A 21,537-nucleotide genomic window follows, 5' to 3' on the forward strand; every position below is an offset into this window, starting at 1 on the left:
GTCACTTTCCCTTCTCGGGAGGTACTGATTCGCCAGGTGCAGGCGCGGGCTTGTTCTTGGTCGTTTCCGCTGCGGCAGCATCCGTCGACCCGAGGGGCGCCGCACCCTCGTCCGAGGGTTCGTGCGCCGTCGGGGCGGTCATCGACAGTGCGCGTGCGACCCGCAGGCCGGCGAGGGTCGGGCCGCCCGCAGTACCACCGGCCTCTACTGCACCGGGGCGTTCGTCGGGAAAACCCGCAAGGATTCGCTCGGTCTCCCGGAACGTGCAGAGCGATGCACCTCGGCTCGGAACGACCTCGCGGCCCGAACGCAAGTCGTCGAGAAGGGTGCGCGCAGATTCGGGAGTCTGATTGTCGAAGAATTCCCAGTTGACCATCACTACCGGTGCGTAGTCGCAGGCAGCGTTGCATTCTATGTGAGTCAACGTGATGGGGTCGTCGACGCCTCCGGGGTGGTCCTCCAGAGCTTCGAGGATGGCATCGCCGCCCATCACCGCGCACAACGTGTTGGTACACACTCCCACCAGATAGTCACCGGTCGGTTCGCGCCGATACATGGAGTAGAAAGTCGCTACTGCGGTGACTTCGGCGCCGGTCAGGCCAAGCCGATGTGCGCAGAACTCGATACCCGTCGGAGTGACGTACCCGTCCTCGGCCTGGACCAGATGCAGAAGCGGAAGAAGTGCCGACCGGGCCATCTCCGGGTCGACATCCCCGGGCGGGGTGTACCTCGCGACGATCCTGTCCGCATCCAGCGACAACCGAGCCGCTGTGTCCGGTGGGTACTGGGCCGCGCGGGTGGTCAGTTGCACGTAGACGGGTTCGCTCATCGGTCCACACCCCCCATCACCGGGTCGATACTTGCCACAGCAGCGATGACATCGGCGACCATGCCGCCCTCGCAGGTGGCTGCAACCGCTTGCAGGTTGGTGAAGGACGGATCTCGGTAGTGCACCCGAAACGGTCTCGTACCACCGTCGCTGACCATGTGGACGCCGAGCTCACCGCGCGGCGATTCGACTGCGACATACACCTGACCCGGTGGGACCCGAAAGCCCTCGGTGACGAGTTTGAAATGGTGGATCAACGATTCCATCGAGGTATCCATGATCTCGCGGACGTGTTCGGCAGAATTGCCTAGGCCGTCCGGTCCGACGGAAAGATCGGCAGGCCACGCTATTTTCTTGTCATCCACCATGATCGGCCCTGGTCGAAGCCGGTCGAGGCACTGTTCGGCAATCTTGAGCGATTCCTTCATCTCGTCGATACGCACGAGGTATCGACCGTAGGCATCGCAACCGGTGTCCGTGCACACCTCGAATTCGTAGTTCTCATATCCGCAATAGGGTTCGGAGACGCGGAGGTCATGAGGGAGGCCGGTGGAGCGAAGCATCGGACCGGTGATTCCGAGAGCCATACAGCCCGTCAGGTCGAGATAACCGATCCCTTTGGTCCTGGCCTTCCAGATCGAATTCTCGTTGAGCAGATTCGACATGTCACGGAGGCGAACAGGCAGAGTTTTCAGCAACTCTCGCACTTTCGCCACCGCGTCTTCGGGTAGATCCTGGGCGAGTCCACCGGGTCGAATGAACGCGTGGTTCATCCGCAATCCGGTGATCATCTCGAATACGTCGAGAATCAACTCGCGCTCACGAAACCCGAACAGCATCGCCGTAACTGCACCCAATTCCATTCCGCCAGTGGCCAGAGCGACGAGGTGAGAAGAGATGCGATTGAGTTCCATCAACAGAACCCGGACGACGGTCGCACGTTCGGGTATTTCCTCGGTGATATCGAGAAGCTTTTCGACACCGAGACAGTACGCAGTTTCGTTGAAGAAGGGGGACAAATAGTCCATCCTGGTCACGAAGGTGACGCCCTGCGTCCAATTTCGAAATTCGAGATTCTTTTCGATTCCGGTGTGCAGGTAGCCGATTCCGCATCGCGCTTCGGTCACGGTTTCGGCTTCGATCTCGAGAATCAAGCGAAGCACCCCGTGCGTCGAGGGGTGCTGTGGCCCCATGTTGACGACGATGCGTTCCTCGGAGGCGCCTGCGGCCGATTCTGCTGCAGCAGCGACTATGTCGTCCCAGTCCTGCCCAGAGACGGTCAACGATCGTTCGCTCATCACTTGTACCCCCGTCGTTGGTCCGGCGGAGGAATGTTCGCACCCTTGTACTCGACCGGGATTCCTCCGAGTGGATAGTCCTTGCGTTGCGGATGGCCTTCCCAGTCGTCGGGCATCTGAATTCGAGTCAACGAAGGGTGACCGTCGAATTCGATTCCGAAGAAGTCGTAGGTTTCGCGTTCGTGCCAGTCGTCGGTCGGATAGATCTCGACCAGCGACGGCAGGTGCGGATCGACATCCGAGACCGTTACTTCGAGTCGAATTCGACGATTGTGGGTTATCGACATCAGCGGAAATACCGCGTGCAGTTCTCGGTCGACCTGCTGGGGATAGTGGACGCCACTGACGCCCAGGCACAGTTCGAATCGAAGTTCCGGCTCGTTCCGAAGGGTGGTCGCCACCGCGAGAAGGTGTTCGCGTCGAATGTGCAGGGTGAGCTGGCCGCGGAAGACCACGACCGCTTCCACTGCTTCGTCGAACGTCGTGTCCAGCCGGGGGAGTGCGCGCTCCAATTCATCGGCAATCGCATCGAAATACCCGCCGTAGGGACGGGATGTGCTCTCCCGCAGCAGCGTAGGCGGCACCAACCTCCCATACCCGGATGTGTCACCGGTACCCTTCGCCCCGAACATTCCACGTCGATCGGACGTCACCGCAGCAACCCCTTGAGTTCGAAAGTAGGTGTCGACGCCAATGCGGCGGCTTCCGCTGCGCGGGCGACCGTTTCGCGGTTCACCCCGAGCGGCATCTCCTGTATTTTCTTGTGCAGTTCGAGGATTGCATCGAGCAACATTTCCGGTCTGGGTGGGCACCCGGGCAGGTAGATGTCCACCGGAACCACATGGTCGACGCCTTGGACGATCGCGTAGTTGTTGAACATCCCGCCCGAGGACGCGCATACTCCCATGGCCAGAACCCATTTCGGCTCAGCCATCTGATCGTAGATCTGCCGCAGCACGGGCGCCATCTTCTGGCTGACGCGGCCGGCGACGATCATCAGGTCTGCCTGCCGCGGGGAGGCACGAAATGCCTCCATACCGAATCGGGCGATATCGAATCGGCCGGAACTGGTGGCCATCATTTCGATTGCGCAGCAGGCGAGACCGAATGTCGCGGGCCAGAGTGAGCCTTTCCTGACGTATCCGGCGAGGCCTTCGACCGTACTCAGCAGGAAGCCACTCGGTAGCTTCTCTTCGAGACCCATATCTGACCCTTCCGATCCAAAGGTTTCTGAAAGTGGCGAAACGTTTCTGAAAGTGGCGAACCTAATCCCAGCTGAGCCCGCCGCGACGCCATTCGTAGGCGTAGGCGACTGCAGCGCTGACGACGAACAGTCCCATTGCGGCAAGCCCGAATACGCCGAGTGCGTCGAAATGCACGGCCCAGGGATAGAGAAAGACGATTTCGATGTCGAAAATGATGAACAGCATTGCTGTCAGATAGAACTTGACGGGGTAGCGACCTGCGCCCATCGGTTGCGCTGTCGGCTCGATACCGCATTCGTAGGCATCCATCTTCGCCCTGTTGTACCGCTTCGGGCCGACTACCGCGGCGATGACGACGGAGACGAGAGCGAAGGCGACGGCGACAGCGCCGAGGACAAGGATGGGAATGTACTCGTTCATGCTGTTCGCGCCTCCGTGCATGCCTTGTGGGCAGCCTGTAGGAATGTGAGCTGAAACACAGCCTACCGGTGTGATGCCCCGACGTGTCTCGGTTTCGGACTGTGCGGAAAGGGTGTCGGGTCCACTACGCGGGAAAAGTTTGGGACGGTGGCACTTTCGGTAGGTTTTCGAGTAGTTTCACGACCGTTTCCGTCAAGACGAACGGGTCCAGTGGATGTGACACTGCGGCGTCGGCACCGGACCAATCTGCCAACCATCTGTCGTCCGGTCGGCCGGTCAGAACCACCAACGGTGGACAGTGCGCGAGCTCGTCCCGCAGTTGCTTCGCCACTCCCATTCCCCCGGCCGGCGCTGACTCCCCGTCGAGGATGGCGAGGTCGATGCCCCCGGCGTCCAGATAGTGGATCACCATCGGGGCCGATGCGACTTCGAGATAGTCGAAGGCTCCGAGCGTCGCTTTCGGGTGTGTGCCGATAGCCGTCGTCACATACGTGCGCGTGTCGGAGTTGCTGCTGTACACGAGAATGCGGAGAGCAGGGGTCACGGGATCTGATGCTACGACCGGGCACGCAGGAGCCGTGGGCGATTCACGGTTCCGACAGCGTTCCACTTGGGATGGAAGTGTAACGTTCCTCGCTTGTCGAGGGATAGACCGTCGAACAGAGTCGCCACTGAGCGACAGGCGGCCGAAAGGAACTTCGATGCAGGATCAGCACGTTCCACAATCTCCGCACGTCTTCGGTCCGACCGAGGACGTGCTGACCGAGTTCGGTGTGAGTCGGCAGAGCTTCATGGCCCGATTGCGAGAGATTCTCCTGCAGGATCCACCCCCCAAGGGCCTCGATCGCACGGATGTCGCTGCACTGCTGAGAGTCTGTCGGGCCTGAGGATCAGGCTCTCGCATACTCCAGAATCGCGTTGCCCTTGGATGTCCTGCGCAAGCTCCGCAACTCGAGCTTGGTGAGCGGGTCACCGGGTTCGAACATCTTTCGACCCGAACCGGCGATCACGGGGTGCGTCATCAACGTCAGGGAGTCGAGGAGTCCAGCGAAGAACAGGTGGCGCACGATCGAAATGCCGCCGACCACGGCGATCTCTCCTCCTTCCGATGCCTTCAGATCGCGCACGAAGTCATCGAGATCCCCGTCGATGAGTGAGGCATTCTTCCAGTCGAGCGGACCGGTGAGCGTCCTGGAAGCGACATGCTTGGGGACCGAGTTGATGAAGCCTCCGAAGCCGTCCTCGTCCCCTGCGGTCGGCCAAGAACCCGACCACTGCTCGTAGCCGACTCGTCCGAGAATCACGGTGTCCACTCGTTCGATCATCGCCCCCAGCAAACCTCCCATTTCTTCGTCGAAACTATCGAACTGCCATTGATCGGGGGACTCGACCACTCCGTCGACAGAATGAAACAGACCTGCTGTCAGCATGCGCATGGGTGCTCTCTTTTCGTGGTTGTCCGGGCTCTTCTCGTTCGACCTGTGGGCTCGGTGAAACTCATCGGTGCGCGAGCGTGACTTCGAGGTAGCAGACTGGTGCCGTGACCGATGCCACCGAACCACCGCCCAAGCCGAGGACCGCAGAGCATTCGCGGCTCGCCGAGTCGCCCGGTGTGTCCGGGCCATGGCGTCAGTGGGGTCCTTATCTTGCCGGCCGCCAGTGGGGCACGGTCCGTGAGGACTACTCGACCGATGGGGACGCCTGGCAGTCCTTTCCCTTCGACCAGGCGCATGCACGGGCCTATCGGTGGGGAGAAGACGGATTGGGTGGCATCTGCGATCGTTTCGGGTTTCTCAACTTCGCTTTCGCGCTGTGGAATCGCAAGGACCCCGTCCTCAAGGAACGACTCTTCGGTCTCACCAACGGTGAAGGCAACCACGGCGAGGACGTCAAGGAGTACTGGTGGGTCGTCGACGGCACACCCAGCCACAGCTGGATGCAATGGCTCTACCGCTATCCGCACGCCGAGTACCCGTATCGGCAGCTTCGTGAGGAGAACGCGCAACGAGGACGAGACGAGCGGGAGTACGAACTCTCCGATACCGGAATTCTCGACGAGAACCGATTCTTCGACGTGCAGGTCACCTACGCCAAGGCCGCCCCGGACGACATCGCCATCGTCATCTCGATCACCAATCATGGCCCAGAGGCCGCGTCGGTGGATCTGCTGCCGCATCTCTGGTTGCGCAACACCTGGGCGTGGGGTCGCGACGACCGTGGGGGCTCGCTTTCGGAAGTGACTGCTCTCGAATTGCAGTCCGGGCGGGTGCGCGCAGTAGCGGCCGAACATGGCTTTCTCGGAAAGTACTATCTGAGCGCCGAAGGAGAACCCGAGGTCCTCTTCTGCGACAACGAAACGAACTCGGCGCAGCTCTGGGGTCAGGAGAATGTCAGCGCGTATTGCAAGGACGGAATCGGCCGACGCGTCGTCGAGGGAGACACCGGCGCGGTAAATCCTGAACGGACGGGTACGAAGTCGGCGTTCTGGTTTCGATTCGACGACATCGCACCCGGCGCTACCGTCGAGGTCAAGCTGCGACTGTCCCACACCGAGCCGGACGCGCAGACCTTCGGACGTGGATTCGACGCCATTGTCGCCGACCGACGTTCGGAAGCCGACGACTTCTATGGCGTCGTGGTCGGATCCGATCTGGACTCCAACGATCGCCATATTGCTCGGCGTGCGTACGCGGGGCTGTTGTGGACGAAACAGCTCTACCGTTACGACGTCGAGCAATGGCTCGAAGGCGACCCGGTGGGGGAGCCCGCACCGTCGTCACGGCTCGATGCGACGGCGCGCAACACCCACTGGCGTCATCTAGCTCTCGCGGACGTGATCTCGATGCCCGACGAATGGGAGTATCCGTGGTTTGCCGCTTGGGACTTGGCATTTCATACCATTCCGCTCGCACACGTCGATCCGGATTTCGCGAAAGAGCAGCTGGTGTTGATGTGCCGGGAGTGGGCGATGCATCCCAACGGTCAGCTTCCCGCTTACGAGTGGGAGTTCGGTGACGTCAATCCACCTGTCCATGCGTGGGCGGCGTGGCACGTCTACCGCATCGACGGCTACCGCGACCGAGAATTTCTGGTGCGTGTATTCACCAAGCTGCTGTTGAATTTCTCGTGGTGGGTGAATCGAAAGGACTCGGCGGGTTCGAACATCTTCGAGGGTGGCTTCCTCGGAATGGACAATATCGGCTTGTTCAACCGCTCTGCGCCCTTGCCTCCTGGATTTCGGCTCGAACAATCCGACGCCACGAGTTGGATGGCGTTCTACTGCCAACAGATGTTCAAGATTTCGCTCGAGCTCGCGCGTCACGACAATGCCTGGGACGACGTCGCGACGAAGTTCTTCTCGCACTTTCTGTCGATCGCGAAAGCTGTCAAATCATTTGGATCGCAACATATTTCACTATGGCACGAAGAGGACGGGTTCTTCTACGACGTTCTCGTTCCGCCAGAGGGCGACGCGGTACCGATGCGGGTACGTTCGATGGTCGGCCTGCTCCCGATTCTCGGTGCTACCGAGATTCCGTCGTGGGTCGAGAAGGAATGCCCTGATCTGACCGCACGGCTGCGGTGGGTGCAGCATCGTCGACCTGACATGGTCAGTCCGCTGCTTGCGCGGAAGGACGGCGACGAAATTCGAGTGCTGCTGACCCTCGTCGAACCGGAACGACTCAAGCGTGTGCTGGCCAGGATGTTCGATTCGGAAGAGTTCCTGTCGCAGTACGGAATCAGGTCGCTGTCGGCGTCGTACCGGGACGGTGTCACGTTCGATGTCGACGGCCGCAGTCTGTCCATCGAGTACGAACCCGGCGAATCACGCACCGGCATGTTCGGTGGCAACTCGAACTGGCGTGGCCCGATCTGGTTCCCGGTCAACGTGTTGTTGGCCGATAAGTTGCGCGCATACGGACGTCACTACGGCGAATCGTTCACCATCGAGATTCCCACCGGGTCCGGCAATCACCGCACCTTGACGCAGGCAGCAGATTTGATCGACAGCGGGTTGGCGTCGCTGTTTCGGCCCGTGAACGGCAAGCGTCCCGCGGATGGCGCGCGAATCGAGGCGAGCGAGGACCCGTTGTGGAGCGTGCACCCCACCTTCAACGAGTATTTCGACGGTGACACCGGGGAAGGCCTGGGAGCATCCCACCAAACCGGATGGACGGGACTGGTGGCGCATCTGCTGAGGCCGCGTCTGCCGTTGTAGTGGCAGCGCGTCCTAGAGTGGGGAAATGAAGATTCGCGGCGCAGTGCTCGAGGAAATCGGACGGTCTCGGCCGTTCGCCCAATCTCGGCCGATCACGATCTCGGAACTCGATCTCGATCCGCCCGGCGAGGGCGAATTGCTCGTCCGAATCGAGGCGGCCGGCCTGTGTCATTCCGATCTGTCCGTGGTCGACGGCAATCGCGTACGACCAGTTCCGATGTTGCTCGGACACGAGGCAGCCGGTCGCGTCGAGGCGTTCGGGTCCGGGGTCGAGGACATCGCACTCGGCACCCGCGTGGTGATGACCTTCTTACCTCGATGCGGAGAATGTGCCGGCTGCCGGACCGACGGACAGATGCCTTGCGTGCCAGGCAGTGCGGCGAACAATGCCGGTGAACTACTCGGTGGCGGTGGCAAATTGGCGCGCGCGGGCCAGGAAATCAAACATCACCTCGGGGTCTCCGGATTCGCAACACACGCGGTAGTGAGCCGGAAATCGGTTGTAGCCGTCGACGACGATATTCCGGCCGACATCGCGGCGGTGCTCGGATGTGCAGTCTTGACCGGCGGTGGCGCAGTTCTCAACGCCGGTGCGCCCAAACCTGGCCAGTCCATCATGGTGGTCGGTCTCGGTGGCGTCGGAATGGCCGCTGTACTGACGGCTGTATCCGTGGGCGCCGGTGAGGTCATCGGCGTCGATGCAGTGGCTGAGAAGCTGGCAACCGCTCGCGAACTCGGTGCGACTCGGACGTATTCGCCTGCCGAGCTTCATGAGCTGGGTATCAAAGCAGACATCGTGATCGAGGCTGCAGGAAACGCGCGCGCCTTCGAAGCGGCCGTCGCCGCGACGGCACCCGGCGGCAGGACCGTCACCGTCGGCCTTCCCGCTCCCGACGCCAGGTCCTCGATATCGCCTCTCGGACTCGTCGCCGAAGCGCGCACGATCATCGGCAGCTATCTCGGTTCTGCAGTGCCAGAGCGTGACATTCCGAAGTATGCGCAGCTCTGGCGCGAGGGCCGGCTACCTGTCGAGAAGCTGATCTCCTCGCGAATCCGGCTCGAGGACATCAACTACGGCATGGACGAACTCGCCGACGGCAGAGCGATCCGTCAGGTCATCACGTTCGACGAGCAGTAGCGACCCAGCGGTCGTTGCGGCGTCCGATTTCGATTGGATGGTCGAAGCATGCGCTGATGTTCTCGGTCGTGAGTACGTCTTCGACGAGGCCGTCGACCATGATCATGCCGTCGCGGATGAGTACGGCATGCGTCGTGGATGTAGGAATTTCCTCCAGATGATGCGTCACGAGGATGCTCGACAATGATTCGTGCTCTGTGCGGAGATTGTCGAGTGCGGAGAGAAGTTGCTCGCGAGCAGCGAGGTCGAGTCCGGTGGCGGGTTCGTCCAGAAGCAGAAGCGCAGGGTCGGACAGGAGTGCCCGCGCGATCAGCGCGCGGCCACGTTCACCCTGCGAAAGGGTGCGCCAAGGCGAGTCGCTGCGATCCTCGATACCGAGGGAGGCGATGAGCGATCGGGCCCGGTCTTTCTGCTCGGAAGTGGCCGACCATCGCGGAATCAGATCAGGAGTGTTGGTGAGCCCGGTGAGCACGGTCTCGAACAGCGTCAAAGGAGCTTCGATACGCAGTCGAGGATCGACGTGACCGATGTGGGTGCGCAGCTCGCGCATGTCGACACGGCCCAGTTGGTGACCGAGGACATGCACGGTGCCATTGGTTGGGTGCACGAACGCGCCGAGCAGGCTCAGCAACGTGCTCTTACCTGCTCCGTTGGCACCCAGCAGCACCCAGTGCTGCCCCTGCTCGACCTGCACCGATGCGCCGCGCAGTAGATGTCGTCCGCCTCTGACCAGGTCGACGTTGTGGGCGCGCACGACACTTTCCGTATTCACCGGTCGACAGTATCTTGACACCGAGTCCGGTTTGCGGCCTGCCCGACGACTTCCGATTTCCAACCGGCGTAGTACGGGTACCTCGCAAGTCAGTAGGCTTGCCGAAGCCGTCAGTGTCAGCGAAAGCAGTGTCAGCGAAAGAGAGTGGAAACAGTCGTGAGTGCACAAGCGCCTATTCGAGTCGGCGTCCTCGGGGCCCGCGGCAAGGTGGGGCAAGCCATCTGTGACGCCGTCACGGCTGCAGACGGGCTCGAATTGGTTGCCACGGTCGATCACGGCGACCCGATTTCGACCTTCGTCGACGCAGCCACCGAGGTCGTCGTCGACTTCACGCATCCGGACGTGGTGATGGACAACCTGAAGTTCCTCGTGAAGAACGGTATTCATGCCGTCGTCGGAACTACGGGCTTCGACGAGGGACGCCTCGACACCGTCCGGTCATGGCTGGCGAACTCGCCCCGGACCGGTGTCCTGATCGCGCCGAACTTCGCTATCGGCGCCGTACTGACGATGCGCTTCGCCGAGCAAGCCGCACGATTCTTCGAGTCGGTCGAGGTAATCGAACTACATCACCCGAACAAGGCCGACGCGCCGTCCGGTACCGCGTACCGCACGGCCCAGGTCATCGCCGACGCCAGGAAGAAGGCCGGCGTAGGCCCGAGTCCGGATGCCACGACCACGGAGTTGGACGGTGCCCGAGGCGCTGAAGTCGACGGCGTTCGCATCCACTCCGTTCGGCTCGCCGGACTGATTGCCCACCAGGAAGTTCTGCTGGGAACGCAGGGGGAGACGCTCACCATCCGGCACGACTCGATGGATCGCTCGTCCTTCGCGCCCGGGGTTCTACTCGGTGTGCGTGAAATTTCCGGACGACCCGGGTTGACGGTCGGACTCGACCCCTTCTTGGATCTGTAGCGAGGTTGCGATGAACAAGGCCACCAAAGTTGTACTCATCATCGGCGTCATGGTGCTGGTTCTGGGCTTCTATTTCTACCTTCTCGGAAGTCGGGGACTGTCGCTGATTCAGACCGGCGGCCCGGTCAACATCGGTCTCGGAATAGGCGTCATTCTGTTGCCCATCCTCGGGGTGTGGATTGTCGGCGCCACCCTCAAAGCAGGGTTCGATCATCAGCATCTGGCCAGCCGGATGCGCGAGGAGAACCTCGAACTGGACGTCTCCGATCTGCCGACGATGCCGTCGGGTCGGATCGCCCGCGACGCGGCCGACGAACTCTTCCAACAGATCAAGGGTGAGTGGGAGAAAGATCCGGACAATTGGCGCAACTCCTACCGATTGGCGCGAGCCTACGACTATGCAGGTGACCGAGGCAGAGCCCGCGAGACGATGAAGCGGGCAGTAGAACTCGAACGGCAGGAATCCGCGGACCGATGACCGCCACTCTGCTCGTCGTCCACCACACACCGTCGCCGGCGACGCGTGAGCTTCTCGAAGCGGTGCTGGCGGGTGCGAATGATCCCGACATCGACGGCGTGACCGTTCGGAGCGTTCCCGCGCTGGGTGCGACGATCTCCGATGTCCTGGGCGCCGACGGATATCTGTTCGGAACACCGGCGAATTTCGGCTATATGAGCGGTGCTCTCAAGCATTTCTTCGACACCACCTACTATCCGTGTCTTGACGCAGTCGCGTCCCGCCCGTACGGCATGTGGGTTCACGGCAACAACGACACCGTCGGCGCAGTATCGGCGATAGCGAAGATCGCCACCGGGTGGGCGCTGGAAAATGTGTCCGCTGCACTGGAACTGACGACCGCGGACAAGGCCGCCAAGGATTCTTGCTACGAACTCGGCGGCACGTTGGCAGCAACTCTCATGAGCTGAACCGCTGTGTCTTCAGAACGGTGGGGGTTCGGCGCGTTCGCGTAGTCGAACGACTGCGCTGTGTTCGCGGAATCGGCGTCGCAGATTTTGGATTCGCGCCCGTGCAACATCGGTCGCGGCGTCTCGGAGGTCCTTGGTCGTAGGTGGTTGCGTGCCGGGCGATTGGTTCTTTTCCCACCAGGTCACCGTGACCGGATCGGGCTCGGGTTCCGAACCTCGTTTTCCGCGTCGGCGGGCTCTGGGTAAGCCCAGCCCTCCCGGATCCGGGAGCGAGATCCGCCGGTATCCGGAGCGGCTCGTCCACAGGATCGCGCAGCCCTGCAGGAGGGCGACGGTCCAGCTGCGCGATGTCTTGGCCTGGTGGTGGCGGGTGCAGACGGGGTGCAGGTTCGTCTCGATAGTCCACCCCCCGCGCTCGGGGTTGTTGTGGTCGAACGGGACGATGTGGTCGAGTTCGCACTTCGTGGAGGAGACATCGCAGTGTTCGAAGGTGCACGTCCGGTGGCTCATCCGTACACGTGCTGCGGTCTCGGTCGAGGGCTTGTACGTCAGCGCGCCCGGCGGTGGGCACGTAAGACCACCGTGTCCGTCGGGAAACATTCCCGCGGCCTGTGTCGGGTCGTTCTCGATGGTGGCGAGTAGTTCGGCGGAGAACTTTGCTCGGACCGATTCGCTGATTTCCGATCGTGCAGGGCCGAACGTTCGGGGAAATGTGCGGGGGACAATGCCACCTCGGCGCACCCGACCGCGTCCGATCAGATGCTCCGAGAGGGGTTGACCGACAGTCGAATTCGATAACAGAGCAGCAGGGTGTCGAATATCCCCACCACCTGGGGGAGTGACGCTGGCTGCTGCAGTGGTGCTGGGTGGTGCTGTGACGCTGGATGGAATAGTGACACCCGAGGACGTCATGACGGTTATGAGTTCGGTCAACAGCGCTTGCCACTGAGCATCCTTGGCGACCAGCCGGGCTAGGTCTGCGTCGAGGGGTGTCCCATCCGCCAGGACAGCCGGGCTCGAGGTCAGACCCAACAGGGTTTGCACATCGACAAGGATCTGGACGAGATGTCCACGTCGCGGAGGCGGTGCGTCGGTGATGCCGAACACCGGGCACTGTTCACCGCGGTCACAGTGGCATTCGAGAGCTTCTTCGCTGTGTAGAAGGGCCAACAGTCCGTCGACACGCAGTTGTCGTAGCGACCTCGGATCGGACTTGCACACGGTCCCGGCGATCTCCTCGATCAGCGCGTCGGCTTCGGCACCTTCGAGGTCGGTCAACTGCGCGTGCAAAATCGCTGTTCCATCTCCTTCCTGCCGGACCGACACCTCTCTGCCGGTGCGAGCGGACAGTGCCCGAGCTACCGCGGCCTCGTCGGGGTTGTGCGTCATCCACAGTCGCCACAGCTTTTTGCGGAGTGACGGTGCGTTGAGGCGTGCGGCTGCAGCAACGGCATCGGACTCGATGGCCTTGATCGTCTCATCACTGGCATAACCGAGAACCGAGGTCATTACCGTGACGTGGGACCAGTCGAGCATTCCGCAACTGAATCGAATGGCGGTCAAAGGCAATCGGTCCAATTCGAAGCCGGTGTCGGTGAACGCCCGGATCTGGCGCCACGACATGCGTAGTGCTCCTGCTGCCTCGCACACCGCATCGCGCAACGCGTCGGAGGGATCGCCGCCGCGGTCATCGGCATCGGCGAGGCGGATCTCTACGACGTTGCAGACCGATTCCACCACACGAACTCGGCACAAATTCTCTTGATGGCGATCTCGGCCGGCAACAGCGAGCAGCCCTGCCACACAGCTGTTGCCGTCGATGATGCCAGCTCCGAAATCCCCCGATTCGAACATACTTGCGAGTGTAAGCCCCCCTACCGACACGTTTTGACGGTCCACAGCCACACGCCCACTTGCCAAGGCGGAATCTTCTTCACGTCTCGGCTCGGCAGCGACGGTGATCTCTGTCTAGTCTCGCTCCCATGACGTCAGACGCATATGCGCGGTTCCTTCCTGCTGGGTACCAAACTTTCCTCCAACCGGTCTCGACGACCTGGCAGTGGCGTGACACCTCAGTTCATATTGCCCGGGCGCGCAACAGCGATGCGGCTGTCAAAGTTCTGGCGATTCATGGTGCAGGTGGGCATTCAGGCGCACTGTGGCCATTCGCGGCATTCGCTGCGACGCGTGGAGCCGATGTGTTGTTTCCCGATATGCCGCTGTACGGCAGGACCGTTGTGGCGAACGGAGGGGCGGTGAGATACGAGGACTGGGTCGAGATGCTGTGCGATCTTGTAGTAGCGGAGCGGAGCGGCGTGGCGATCCGCGTCCCTTAGTTCTGTTCGGTGCAAGCATGGGCGGAATATTGGCGTATGAAGTTGCTGCTCGAACCGGTCAGGTTGCCGACGTCATTGCTACTTGTCTTCTGGATCCATCGGATGCCGATGCTCGCTCAGCCGCTGCACGTTTCGGTGTTCTCGGCCCAATAGCCCCGCGACTGCTGAAGGCAGCGGCGGCGGTGCTCGGCAGCGTCCGTGTGCCGGTGCGGTGGTTGATGGATATCGATAACATGAGTGCAAATCGAGAGCTGTCGCAGGCATGCGCGACCGATCCACTCGGCGGTGGAGTGTCCCTACCGCTCGGATTTCTCAGCAGTTTCATGTCATTCGAACACGTGGCCCCCGAGCAATATCAAGGCCCGAAGGTGACCTTGACGCATCCTGCAGAAGACACGTGGACCCCGGTGGAATTGAGCATTCGATTTCTTGACAGGATCGCCGCGCCTACATCGCTAATAATGCTGGACGGGTGCGGTCACTTTCCGATCGAGGAACCTGGATTGTCTCAGCTGGCGTCCACGATGGAGGACATCGCCCGCTCCCACGGTTGGGCTCCGTAGCGAAGAGTCGTCGGACCCTCGTGGCACAGTGACGTCATGCGTGAGATGAGTGCATCGATGGCACGCCGCACCGCCCTGGCCGCGCAGGGGTTGGCGTCTGCGCGTGTTGTGAAAGAGGGGCTGGCGTCCACCCGCGCAGTGCACAAGGTGATTGCACAAACGCAGTTGCTCCAGATCGACTCGGTGTCGGTGCTCGTGCGCGCCCACTATGCGCCGGTGTTCAGTCGAATCGGCAAATACGACCGAACTGTGATCGATCAGGCTGCGTGGACCGATACTGCGCGACGCCCTCGGAAGCTTGTCGAGTATTGGGGGCACGAAGCCGCGCTGATACCGGTCGAGGATTGGCCGCTGATGGGTTGGCGCACAAAGTTGTACGAGCAAGGGCGTTGGGGAGGAGCTGCCAAAGTTCTGGAGCGGAACCCGTCGCTCGCCGACGATGTTCTTGCTGTCATCGGAGATTTCGGGCCGTCGAGTGCCGGTGACATCGAGCGTGCGCTCGAGGTCGAACGTCCTGGACGCAAGGGCCCGTGGTGGGACCGCAGTGACGTCAAGGTCATGTGCGAGCAATTGTTCGCGGCGGGCATGGTTTCGGTTGCCACTCGATCCGGTTTCGTTCGGCATTACGACCTGACGGAGCGGGTGATTCCGCCCGGTATCCTCTCTCGCACGGTGAACGAGGCCGATGCAGTGAGGGAATTGGTCAACAAGTCTGCGGTGGCGCTCGGTATCGCAAGCGAACCCGATCTTCGTGACTACTACAGACTTTCGCAGAAACAATCGAAAGCCGCTGTCGCCGAACTGGTGGAGGACGGGGTCCTCGAACCCGTCGAAGTACGCGGTTGGGACGTGCCCGCGTATCTGCATGTCGATGCTCGTGTACCCCGGTCCGTCCGGGGGAGTGCGCTGCTGTGTCCATTCGACCCGATGATCTTCTACCGTCCGCGCGTCGAGCGCATCTTCGGTTTTCGCTATCGCATCGAGATCTACACCCCACAACACAAGCGGGTGCACGGTTACTACGTCTTCCCGTTTCTGATGGGGGAGGAGTTGGTCGCGCGGCTCGATCTCAAGGGTGACCGGGCGCGTTCGGAACTGCAGGTGCTCGGCGCGTTCGTCGAAGGTGAACGCGCCGTCGGTCCCATCGCCGTTGCGCTGGCGCAGGCCCTGCGGGAAATGGCGGACTGGCTGGGGCTCGACACCATCGTGGTCGGTGAACGCGGCGACCTCGCGCCCGCCCTCGCACGCGCCGTGTGACCAATCGTCTGTTCGGGCAGCGGGATGTACTCGATGGTGCGAACATCGCAAGTGTGACTTCACGAGTGTCCGTCTCCGACAGTGAACTGCCCCCACAGGTCGTGGTGCTCTTCGGAGCAACAGGTGACCTGGCACGCCGCAAACTTCTATCGGGGATGATGCACCTGGCATTGTCGGACCTCGCTCCGCGAATACGTGTCGTTGGAACTTCGCTGGAAGAGATGACAAGTGACGAGTTTCGTCAGATGGCCCTGGAATCGGTCGTCGAATTCTCCACCCGCACGGTCTCCGACGAGCATTGGAGCGAGTTCGCACGCAAGCTGACCTATGTATCGCAGAAAGCCGGGCCTGCCGCGCTCGCCGACGCTGTTGCGCACGCCGAGATGGAGTTGGGTCCGGGAACCAGACGCCTGCACTACCTCAGTGTGCCGCCGAAAGCAGCTCTTGCCGTAGTCGAGATGCTCGGTGCCGCCGACCTGGTCGAACGATCGCGCATCATCATGGAGAAGCCGTTCGGTACCGACCTCGACAGTGCGATAGCCCTCAACGCCACACTGCACGAGACGTTCGAGGAAGATCAGATCTTCCGGATAGATCACTTCCTCGGAAAAGAGCCTGCACAGAACATCCTTGCTTTCCGATTCGCCAACGGCCTGTTCGAGCCGATCTGGAACCGAAACTTCATCGACCACATTCAGATCGACATTCCCGAGAAGTTGGGACTGGACGGTCGCGCGAACTTCTACGAATCCACCGGAGCTTTCAAGGACATGGTGGTCACCCACCTGTTTCAAGTTCTCGCGTTCATGGCGATGGAGCCACCGACCGCCCTCGAACCCGGTGCGATCGGCGAGGAGAAGAACAAGGTCTTCCGCTCGATGATCCCTCTGGACCCGAAAAAGGTTGTGCGCGGACAATATTCCGGCTATCGGTCGGAGTCCGGGGTGGCTGACGATTCCGACACCGACACGTTCGTCGCACTCCAATGCGAAATCGACAACTGGCGGTGGGCAGGGGTTCCGTTCTACCTACGGACCGGTAAGCGGTTGGCCGAAGGACAACGGATCATTTCGATTGCTTTCCGTGAGCCACCCAAATCGATGTTCCCGGCAGGATCGGGCGTCGGCGCGCAGGGGCCGGACCACCTGACGTTCGACCTAGCAGACGCGTCGAAGGTGTCGCTGTCGTTCTACGGCAAACGGCCGGGCCCAGGGATGCGGCTCGATAAATTGTCCATGCAGTTTTCCATCCAGGACACCGAACGGGTCGGCGACGTCCTCGAAGCGTACGAGCGCTTGATTCTCGACGCCATGCACGGAGACCACACACTCTTCACGACGGCAGAGGGTATCGAGCGACTGTGGGAGGTGTCGGCGCCTCTCCTTGCCGATCCGCCGCCAGTACGGCTGTATTCACCTGGCTCGTGGGGGCCCAATGCCATTCATCAACTCGTCGCCCCGCACGCGTGGCGGTTGCCGTTCGAACGTGCGTGGCGCGAGAAGAAGTGACGTCAGAAGCCGCTGCGGTCCTTGCGTATCTGATCGCGCAGTGCCCCTTGGACTGCTTGTGAGAGCCATGAATTGAGCGACACCCCATTGGTGGAGGCTGCTTCCTCGGCGCGCTCCTTCATGTGTTCGACCATGCGAAGGGTCACTCGACGCATTTCGCCGGTGACCTCGTCCATCGTCGGATAGTTCTCGGACGAGGTGCCACTATCCGATGATGCTGACTCAGCGGCCGTAGGAGACATTCGGATCTCGCCGAAGACGTCGCCGCCGTCGAGGCGGACGTGGACCGAGCGGTCGCCGAGTTGCTCGTTCAGTTCGCCGGCGAATTCCGACAGCGCGCTCATCAGCATGAGTTTGGCCGACGCTTCGGCGGCTGAGCCGAGTGCTTCCGCAGTCTGTCTCGTGTGTTCGTCACCCAGCGCAGCGGCAGCGAGTAGATCGGCGCGCAGCGAGGCGGTGTGCTTGTTCAGTTCCATGACGTCAGTGTGACGCCATTAGTGACGTCACGCAAGGTGTCACGGTGTACATGGATAGGCTGCACCGACGGACGGGCCAGCTCGAGTGGAGGAACTGCGGTGCCGAATACGGTGTCACTGAACGTGCAATTGGTTGCCAAGACCGAATTCTCGGGGCCACCCGACATCCCATGGGAGACCGATGCCGATGGCGGACAGGCCCTGGTCGAGTTCGCTGGTCGCGCCTGCTATCAGAGTTGGTCCAAGCCCAATCCGCGGACTGCGACCAATGCGTCGTATCTGCGGCACCTTCTCGATGTCGGGCACCTGTCGGTGCTCGAACATGCGAGCGTCAGCTTCTACATCACCGGCATCTCTCGGTCGTGCACCCACGAGCTGATCCGACACCGGCATTTCTCGTACTCGCAGCTCTCGCAGCGATTCGTCCCCGAGAACGACGCCAAGGTCATCATTCCCCCTGCTATCGAGGGTGACCCGCATCTGGAGGCACTCTTCGAACGAGCTACCGACGCCAGTCGGGCCGCCTACGTCGAACTGCTGGATGCTCTCGACCACAAGCTCGAAGGCGTCACCAACTCGGCGTTGCGGGGTAAGCAAGCTCGTCAGGCTGCCCGGTCGGTGTTGCCGAACGCGACCGAGACACGCCTGCTCGTCACCGGCAACTACCGGGCGTGGCGTCACTTCGTCTCGATGCGAGCTTCCGAGCACGCGGATGTCGAAATCCGGCGACTCGCCGTGGAATGTCTGCGTCAGTTGGCAGAGGTAGCACCGGATGTCTTCGGCGATTTCGAGATATCGGCGTTGGCCGATGGTTCCGAGGTGGCGCACAGTCCATTCGTGACCGAGTTGTGAGGACCGCCGGTAGCACCGGGTAACCTTGCTGACCATGACATACGGTGACGCCGCTCCTCCCATCCAGCCACCGTTCGGCACGGTGCTCACCGCTATGGTGACGCCATTCACTGCCGACGGGAAGTTGGACATAGATTCGGGAGTGCGTCTCGCTCATCACCTGGTGGAGCAGGGAAACGACGGCCTGGTTCTGGCTGGAACGACCGGAGAGTCACCGACCACCACCGAGAACGAGAAGCTCGAGTTGATGCGGGCGGTCATCGCAGCTGTCGGACATCGCGCGCGGATCATTGCCGGTGCGGGCAGCAACGACACAGCACACAGTGTCGAACTCGCTCGTGACGCCGCGCGGGCAGGCGCACACGGGCTTCTGGTCGTGACGCCGTACTACTCCCGTCCACCGCAGGCCGGTCTGTATGCGCATTTCACCGCCGTTGCCGACGCAACCGATCTGCCTGTCATGTTGTACGACATTCCGCCGCGCTCGGTCGTCCCGATCGAGACCGAAACACTGCGCCGGTTGGCGGAGCATCCCAGAATTCTTGCCGTCAAGGATGCGAAGGGCGATCTCAATGCCGGTGCCGAACTGATAGCGTCGACTGGTCTGCAGTTCTTTTCGGGAGACGATCCACTCAATCTCCCGTGGCTGTCCGTCGGAGCTACCGGCTTCGTCAGCGTCATCAGCCATCTCGTCCCGGCTCGCGTCCGCGAACTGCACACCGCATTCATGGTTGGTGACATTGCGCGCGCGCAGGCCATCAATGCCAGCCTCATCCCCGTCATTCGCTCGGTCTCCCGCCTCGGCGGAGTCAGTGCAGCGAAGGCGGGTCTACGCCTCATCGGAATCGATGTCGGCGAACCCAGACTTCCCCAGGTGCCACCGAGCATCGACCAAATCGAATTGCTCGCAGCTGACCTGCGAGCAGCAGGAGTGCTTGTATGAGTAGACCACCCAGATCACGCGGCCGCGCAACCCGAAATGCCGGACCTCCGGCTGAGCGACCCGCTCAGTCGTCACGTCCCGTGGCGCAGAACTCCGCGAAGACGCAACGTCCCGATACCCGTAAAGCGATCGACCCGACAGCACGCCTCGGATTGCCTCCGAAGGCGCCGTCCAAGGGTCTACGCATCGTTGCCCTGGGTGGCATCGGTGAAATCGGCCGGAACATGACCGTCTTCGAGCATCAGGGCAAGCTCCTGATCGTCGACTGCGGCGTGCTCTTCCCCGAAGATCAGCAGCCTGGCGTCGACCTGATCCTTCCCGACTTCCGGCACATCGAGAACCGCATGGCCGACGTCGAGGCCGTCGTTCTCACCCACGGCCACGAGGACCACATCGGTGCCGTTCCGTTCCTCCTTCGTCTGCGGCCGGACGTCCCTGTCATCGGTTCGAAGTTCACTCTTGCCCTCGTCGCAGCAAAATGCCGTGAGCATCGTCTGCGGCCGAATCTCGTCGAGGTCGTCGAAGGCCAGAAGACGAGCCACGGACCGTTCGAGTGTGAGTACTTCGCCGTCAACCACTCGATTCCCGACGCGTTGGCCATCGCGATACGCACCGATGCAGGCGTCGTTCTGCACACGGGCGACATCAAGCTCGACCAGTTGCCGCTCGATGGCCGGTTGACCGACCTCGCAGGCTTCTCACGTCTCGGTGACGAGGGCGTCGACCTCTTCCTGGTGGACTCCACCAACGCGGAGGTTCCCGGATTCGTCACACCCGAGCGCGAGATCGGTGGTGTGCTCGACACCGTCATCGGCAAGGCCAAGCAGCGTGTCATCGTGGCATCGTTCGCAAGTCACGTCCATCGAATCCAGCAGGTCATCGACGTCGCAGAGCGGTACAACCGTCGAATCGCCTTCGTCGGCCGTTCGATGGTCCGCAACATGCAGATCGCTCAGGATCTGGGTTACCTCCGTGTGCCCGAAGGCCTGGAGGTCAACGTCGACACCGCCGCGACGCTTCCCGACGACCGACTCGTGTTGATTTCCACGGGCTCTCAGGGTGAGCCGCTCTCGGCATTGTCACGGATGGCTCGCGGCGAACACCGGCAGATCAACGTCAAGGCCAACGACCTCGTCGTGCTGGCATCGTCGTTGATCCCCGGCAACGAGAACTCCGTCTTCGCCGTCGTCAACGGTCTGGCCAAGCGCGGAGCTACGGTCGTGACCCAGCAGAACGCGAAGGTCCATGTGTCGGGTCACGCGTCTGCGGGTGAACTGCTTTACCTGTACAACGCGGTCCGTCCCACGAACGTCATGCCCGTGCACGGCGAGTGGCGTCACCTCCGCGCGAATGCAGCACTCGCCAAGGCCACCGGCGTTGCCGAGGACCGTGTCGTGCTCGCCGAAGACGGCGTCGTCGTCGACATGGTCGACGGTTTGGCTCGCATCGTCGGTCAGGTCCCGGTCGGACACGTGTACGTCGACGGCTTGTCCGTGGGCGACGTGGGTGATTCGACACTCTCGGATCGACTCGTTCTCGGCGAAGGCGGTTTCATCGCCATCACCGTCGCCATCGATTCGACGACAGGGCGGGCGGTTACGACCCCGGAAGTGTCCGGTCGCGGATTCTCCGACGATCCGACTGCTCTCAAAGCCACCGTTCAACTCGTGGAGGCGGAGCTGCAGCGCCTCGCGACCGATGGAGTCACCGACACTCATCGCATCGCGCAGGCCGTGCGACGCGTGGTCGGCCGGTGGGTTGCAGACAAGTACCGCCGTAAGCCGATGATCGTTCCGACAGTCATGGCAGTGAACTGACAGTTTCTTCGTCTCCGACCGACTCCGCCCCGCAGAAGCTCGAGAGCTGCGGGGCGGAGTCG

21 protein-coding genes and 1 pseudogene are annotated in these 21,537 nt (G+C 61.8%); 12 read left to right on the top strand and 10 right to left on the bottom strand.

Going from position 1 to position 21,537, the window contains the following annotated elements:
- Nucleotide 1: 1 nt before the first annotated feature.
- From nuoE to BJD99_RS18705, 6 genes are all read right to left on the bottom strand, one after another.
- Nucleotides 2-829 (bottom strand): NADH-quinone oxidoreductase subunit NuoE, encoded by an 828-nt coding sequence (gene nuoE, locus BJD99_RS18680; protein ID WP_084348667.1) that lies wholly within the window; start codon nucleotides 827-829, stop codon nucleotides 2-4.
- On the bottom strand, nucleotides 826-2,127 hold the full coding sequence (nuoD, locus tag BJD99_RS18685) for an NADH dehydrogenase (quinone) subunit D (protein ID WP_084348668.1): 1,302 nt from the start codon (nucleotides 2,125-2,127) through the stop codon (nucleotides 826-828). Before nuoD ends, nuoE begins: the two co-directional genes overlap by 4 nt.
- Nucleotides 2,127-2,759, bottom strand: coding sequence for an NADH-quinone oxidoreductase subunit C (locus BJD99_RS18690; protein ID WP_256895951.1), 633 nt, complete (start codon nucleotides 2,757-2,759; stop codon nucleotides 2,127-2,129). The genes nuoD and BJD99_RS18690 overlap by 1 nt, the downstream gene beginning before the upstream one ends.
- Before the next feature lie 17 nt (nucleotides 2,760-2,776).
- On the bottom strand, nucleotides 2,777-3,331 hold the full coding sequence (locus BJD99_RS18695; RefSeq protein ID WP_084348670.1) for an NADH-quinone oxidoreductase subunit B family protein: 555 nt from the start codon (nucleotides 3,329-3,331) through the stop codon (nucleotides 2,777-2,779).
- Between the two features lie 61 nt (nucleotides 3,332-3,392).
- Entirely contained in the window at nucleotides 3,393-3,752 is a 360-nt protein-coding gene (locus BJD99_RS18700; protein WP_084348671.1) for an NADH-quinone oxidoreductase subunit A, read from the bottom strand.
- 124 nt (nucleotides 3,753-3,876) lie between these two features.
- Nucleotides 3,877-4,296: a response regulator transcription factor gene (locus BJD99_RS18705; protein ID WP_084348672.1), complete on the bottom strand. Its 420-nt coding sequence runs from the start codon at nucleotides 4,294-4,296 to the stop codon at nucleotides 3,877-3,879.
- Between the two features lie 157 nt (nucleotides 4,297-4,453).
- On the opposite strand from BJD99_RS18705, the gene BJD99_RS18710 reads away from it, so the two are divergent.
- Nucleotides 4,454-4,639, top strand: a complete 186-nt coding sequence (locus tag BJD99_RS18710; protein WP_084348673.1) for a hypothetical protein — start codon at nucleotides 4,454-4,456, stop codon at nucleotides 4,637-4,639.
- Nucleotides 4,640-4,642: 3 nt separating this feature from the next.
- Here the strand turns inward: BJD99_RS18710 and BJD99_RS18715 are convergent, their stop codons facing one another.
- Entirely contained in the window at nucleotides 4,643-5,188 is a 546-nt protein-coding gene (locus BJD99_RS18715) for a dihydrofolate reductase family protein (protein WP_084348674.1), read from the bottom strand.
- Between the two features lie 104 nt (nucleotides 5,189-5,292).
- Between BJD99_RS18715 and BJD99_RS18720 the strand changes: the two genes are divergently transcribed.
- Nucleotides 5,293-7,971 carry a glucosidase gene (locus BJD99_RS18720; protein ID WP_084348675.1) on the top strand — a complete coding sequence of 893 codons (2,679 nt, stop codon included), beginning with the start codon at nucleotides 5,293-5,295 and terminating at the stop codon, nucleotides 7,969-7,971.
- A 25-nt stretch (nucleotides 7,972-7,996) separates the two neighbouring features.
- Nucleotides 7,997-9,109: a zinc-binding dehydrogenase gene (locus BJD99_RS18725; protein WP_084348676.1), complete on the top strand. Its 1,113-nt coding sequence runs from the start codon at nucleotides 7,997-7,999 to the stop codon at nucleotides 9,107-9,109.
- Here the strand turns inward: BJD99_RS18725 and BJD99_RS18730 are convergent.
- Nucleotides 9,090-9,881: an ABC transporter ATP-binding protein gene (locus tag BJD99_RS18730; protein WP_084348677.1), complete on the bottom strand. Its 792-nt coding sequence runs from the start codon at nucleotides 9,879-9,881 to the stop codon at nucleotides 9,090-9,092. The genes BJD99_RS18725 and BJD99_RS18730 overlap by 20 nt on opposite strands.
- Before the next feature lie 156 nt (nucleotides 9,882-10,037).
- Here BJD99_RS18730 and dapB point away from each other — a divergent pair, with 156 nt between their 5' ends.
- From dapB to BJD99_RS18745, 3 genes are read left to right on the top strand one after another with little or no spacing between them, the layout of a single operon-like run.
- Nucleotides 10,038-10,796 (top strand): 4-hydroxy-tetrahydrodipicolinate reductase, encoded by a 759-nt coding sequence (gene dapB / locus BJD99_RS18735; RefSeq protein ID WP_084348957.1) that lies wholly within the window; start codon nucleotides 10,038-10,040, stop codon nucleotides 10,794-10,796.
- A 10-nt stretch (nucleotides 10,797-10,806) separates the two neighbouring features.
- Nucleotides 10,807-11,274 (top strand): tetratricopeptide repeat protein, encoded by a 468-nt coding sequence (locus BJD99_RS18740; RefSeq protein ID WP_084348678.1) that lies wholly within the window; start codon nucleotides 10,807-10,809, stop codon nucleotides 11,272-11,274.
- Nucleotides 11,271-11,723: a flavodoxin family protein gene (locus tag BJD99_RS18745; protein ID WP_084348679.1), complete on the top strand. Its 453-nt coding sequence runs from the start codon at nucleotides 11,271-11,273 to the stop codon at nucleotides 11,721-11,723. Before BJD99_RS18740 ends, BJD99_RS18745 begins: the two co-directional genes overlap by 4 nt.
- A gap of 12 nt (nucleotides 11,724-11,735) precedes the next feature.
- On the opposite strand, the gene BJD99_RS18750 is transcribed toward BJD99_RS18745, so the two are convergent.
- Nucleotides 11,736-13,577, bottom strand: a complete 1,842-nt coding sequence (locus tag BJD99_RS18750) for an HNH endonuclease signature motif containing protein (RefSeq protein ID WP_247596128.1) — start codon at nucleotides 13,575-13,577, stop codon at nucleotides 11,736-11,738.
- 128 nt (nucleotides 13,578-13,705) lie between these two features.
- Here BJD99_RS18750 and BJD99_RS21550 point away from each other — a divergent pair.
- The 3 genes and pseudogenes from BJD99_RS21550 (at nucleotide 13,706) to zwf (ending at nucleotide 17,387) form a co-directional block, all read left to right on the top strand.
- Nucleotides 13,706-14,622, top strand: a pseudogene (locus tag BJD99_RS21550) (alpha/beta hydrolase).
- Between the two features lie 36 nt (nucleotides 14,623-14,658).
- Nucleotides 14,659-15,879, top strand: a complete 1,221-nt coding sequence (locus BJD99_RS18760) for a winged helix-turn-helix domain-containing protein (RefSeq protein ID WP_084348680.1) — start codon at nucleotides 14,659-14,661, stop codon at nucleotides 15,877-15,879.
- 53 nt (nucleotides 15,880-15,932) lie between these two features.
- Nucleotides 15,933-17,387 carry a glucose-6-phosphate dehydrogenase gene (gene zwf, locus BJD99_RS18765; RefSeq protein WP_084348959.1) on the top strand — a complete coding sequence of 485 codons (1,455 nt, stop codon included), beginning with the start codon at nucleotides 15,933-15,935 and terminating at the stop codon, nucleotides 17,385-17,387.
- Between the two features lie 2 nt (nucleotides 17,388-17,389).
- On the opposite strand, the gene BJD99_RS18770 is transcribed toward zwf, so the two are convergent.
- Nucleotides 17,390-17,863, bottom strand: coding sequence for a hypothetical protein (locus tag BJD99_RS18770; protein ID WP_084348681.1), 474 nt, complete (start codon nucleotides 17,861-17,863; stop codon nucleotides 17,390-17,392).
- A gap of 99 nt (nucleotides 17,864-17,962) precedes the next feature.
- Here BJD99_RS18770 and thyX point away from each other — a divergent pair, with 99 nt between their 5' ends.
- From thyX to BJD99_RS18785, 3 genes are read left to right on the top strand one after another with little or no spacing between them, the layout of a single operon-like run.
- Nucleotides 17,963-18,715 carry an FAD-dependent thymidylate synthase gene (gene thyX, locus BJD99_RS18775; RefSeq protein ID WP_084348682.1) on the top strand — a complete coding sequence of 251 codons (753 nt, stop codon included), beginning with the start codon at nucleotides 17,963-17,965 and terminating at the stop codon, nucleotides 18,713-18,715.
- Nucleotides 18,716-18,749: 34 nt separating this feature from the next.
- The gene (gene dapA, locus BJD99_RS18780; protein WP_084348960.1) at nucleotides 18,750-19,658 is read left to right on the top strand and encodes a 4-hydroxy-tetrahydrodipicolinate synthase; all 909 of its coding nucleotides are present in this window, start codon (nucleotides 18,750-18,752) and stop codon (nucleotides 19,656-19,658) included.
- Complete coding sequence (locus tag BJD99_RS18785; RefSeq protein WP_256895916.1) at nucleotides 19,655-21,475, top strand: ribonuclease J; 1,821 nt, start codon at nucleotides 19,655-19,657, stop codon at nucleotides 21,473-21,475. Before dapA ends, BJD99_RS18785 begins: the two co-directional genes overlap by 4 nt.
- Nucleotides 21,476-21,537 lie beyond the last annotated feature (62 nt).

The sequence above is a fragment of the Rhodococcus sp. 1163 genome, from assembly GCF_002091985.1.
Classification (GTDB): domain Bacteria; phylum Actinomycetota; class Actinomycetes; order Mycobacteriales; family Mycobacteriaceae; genus Rhodococcoides.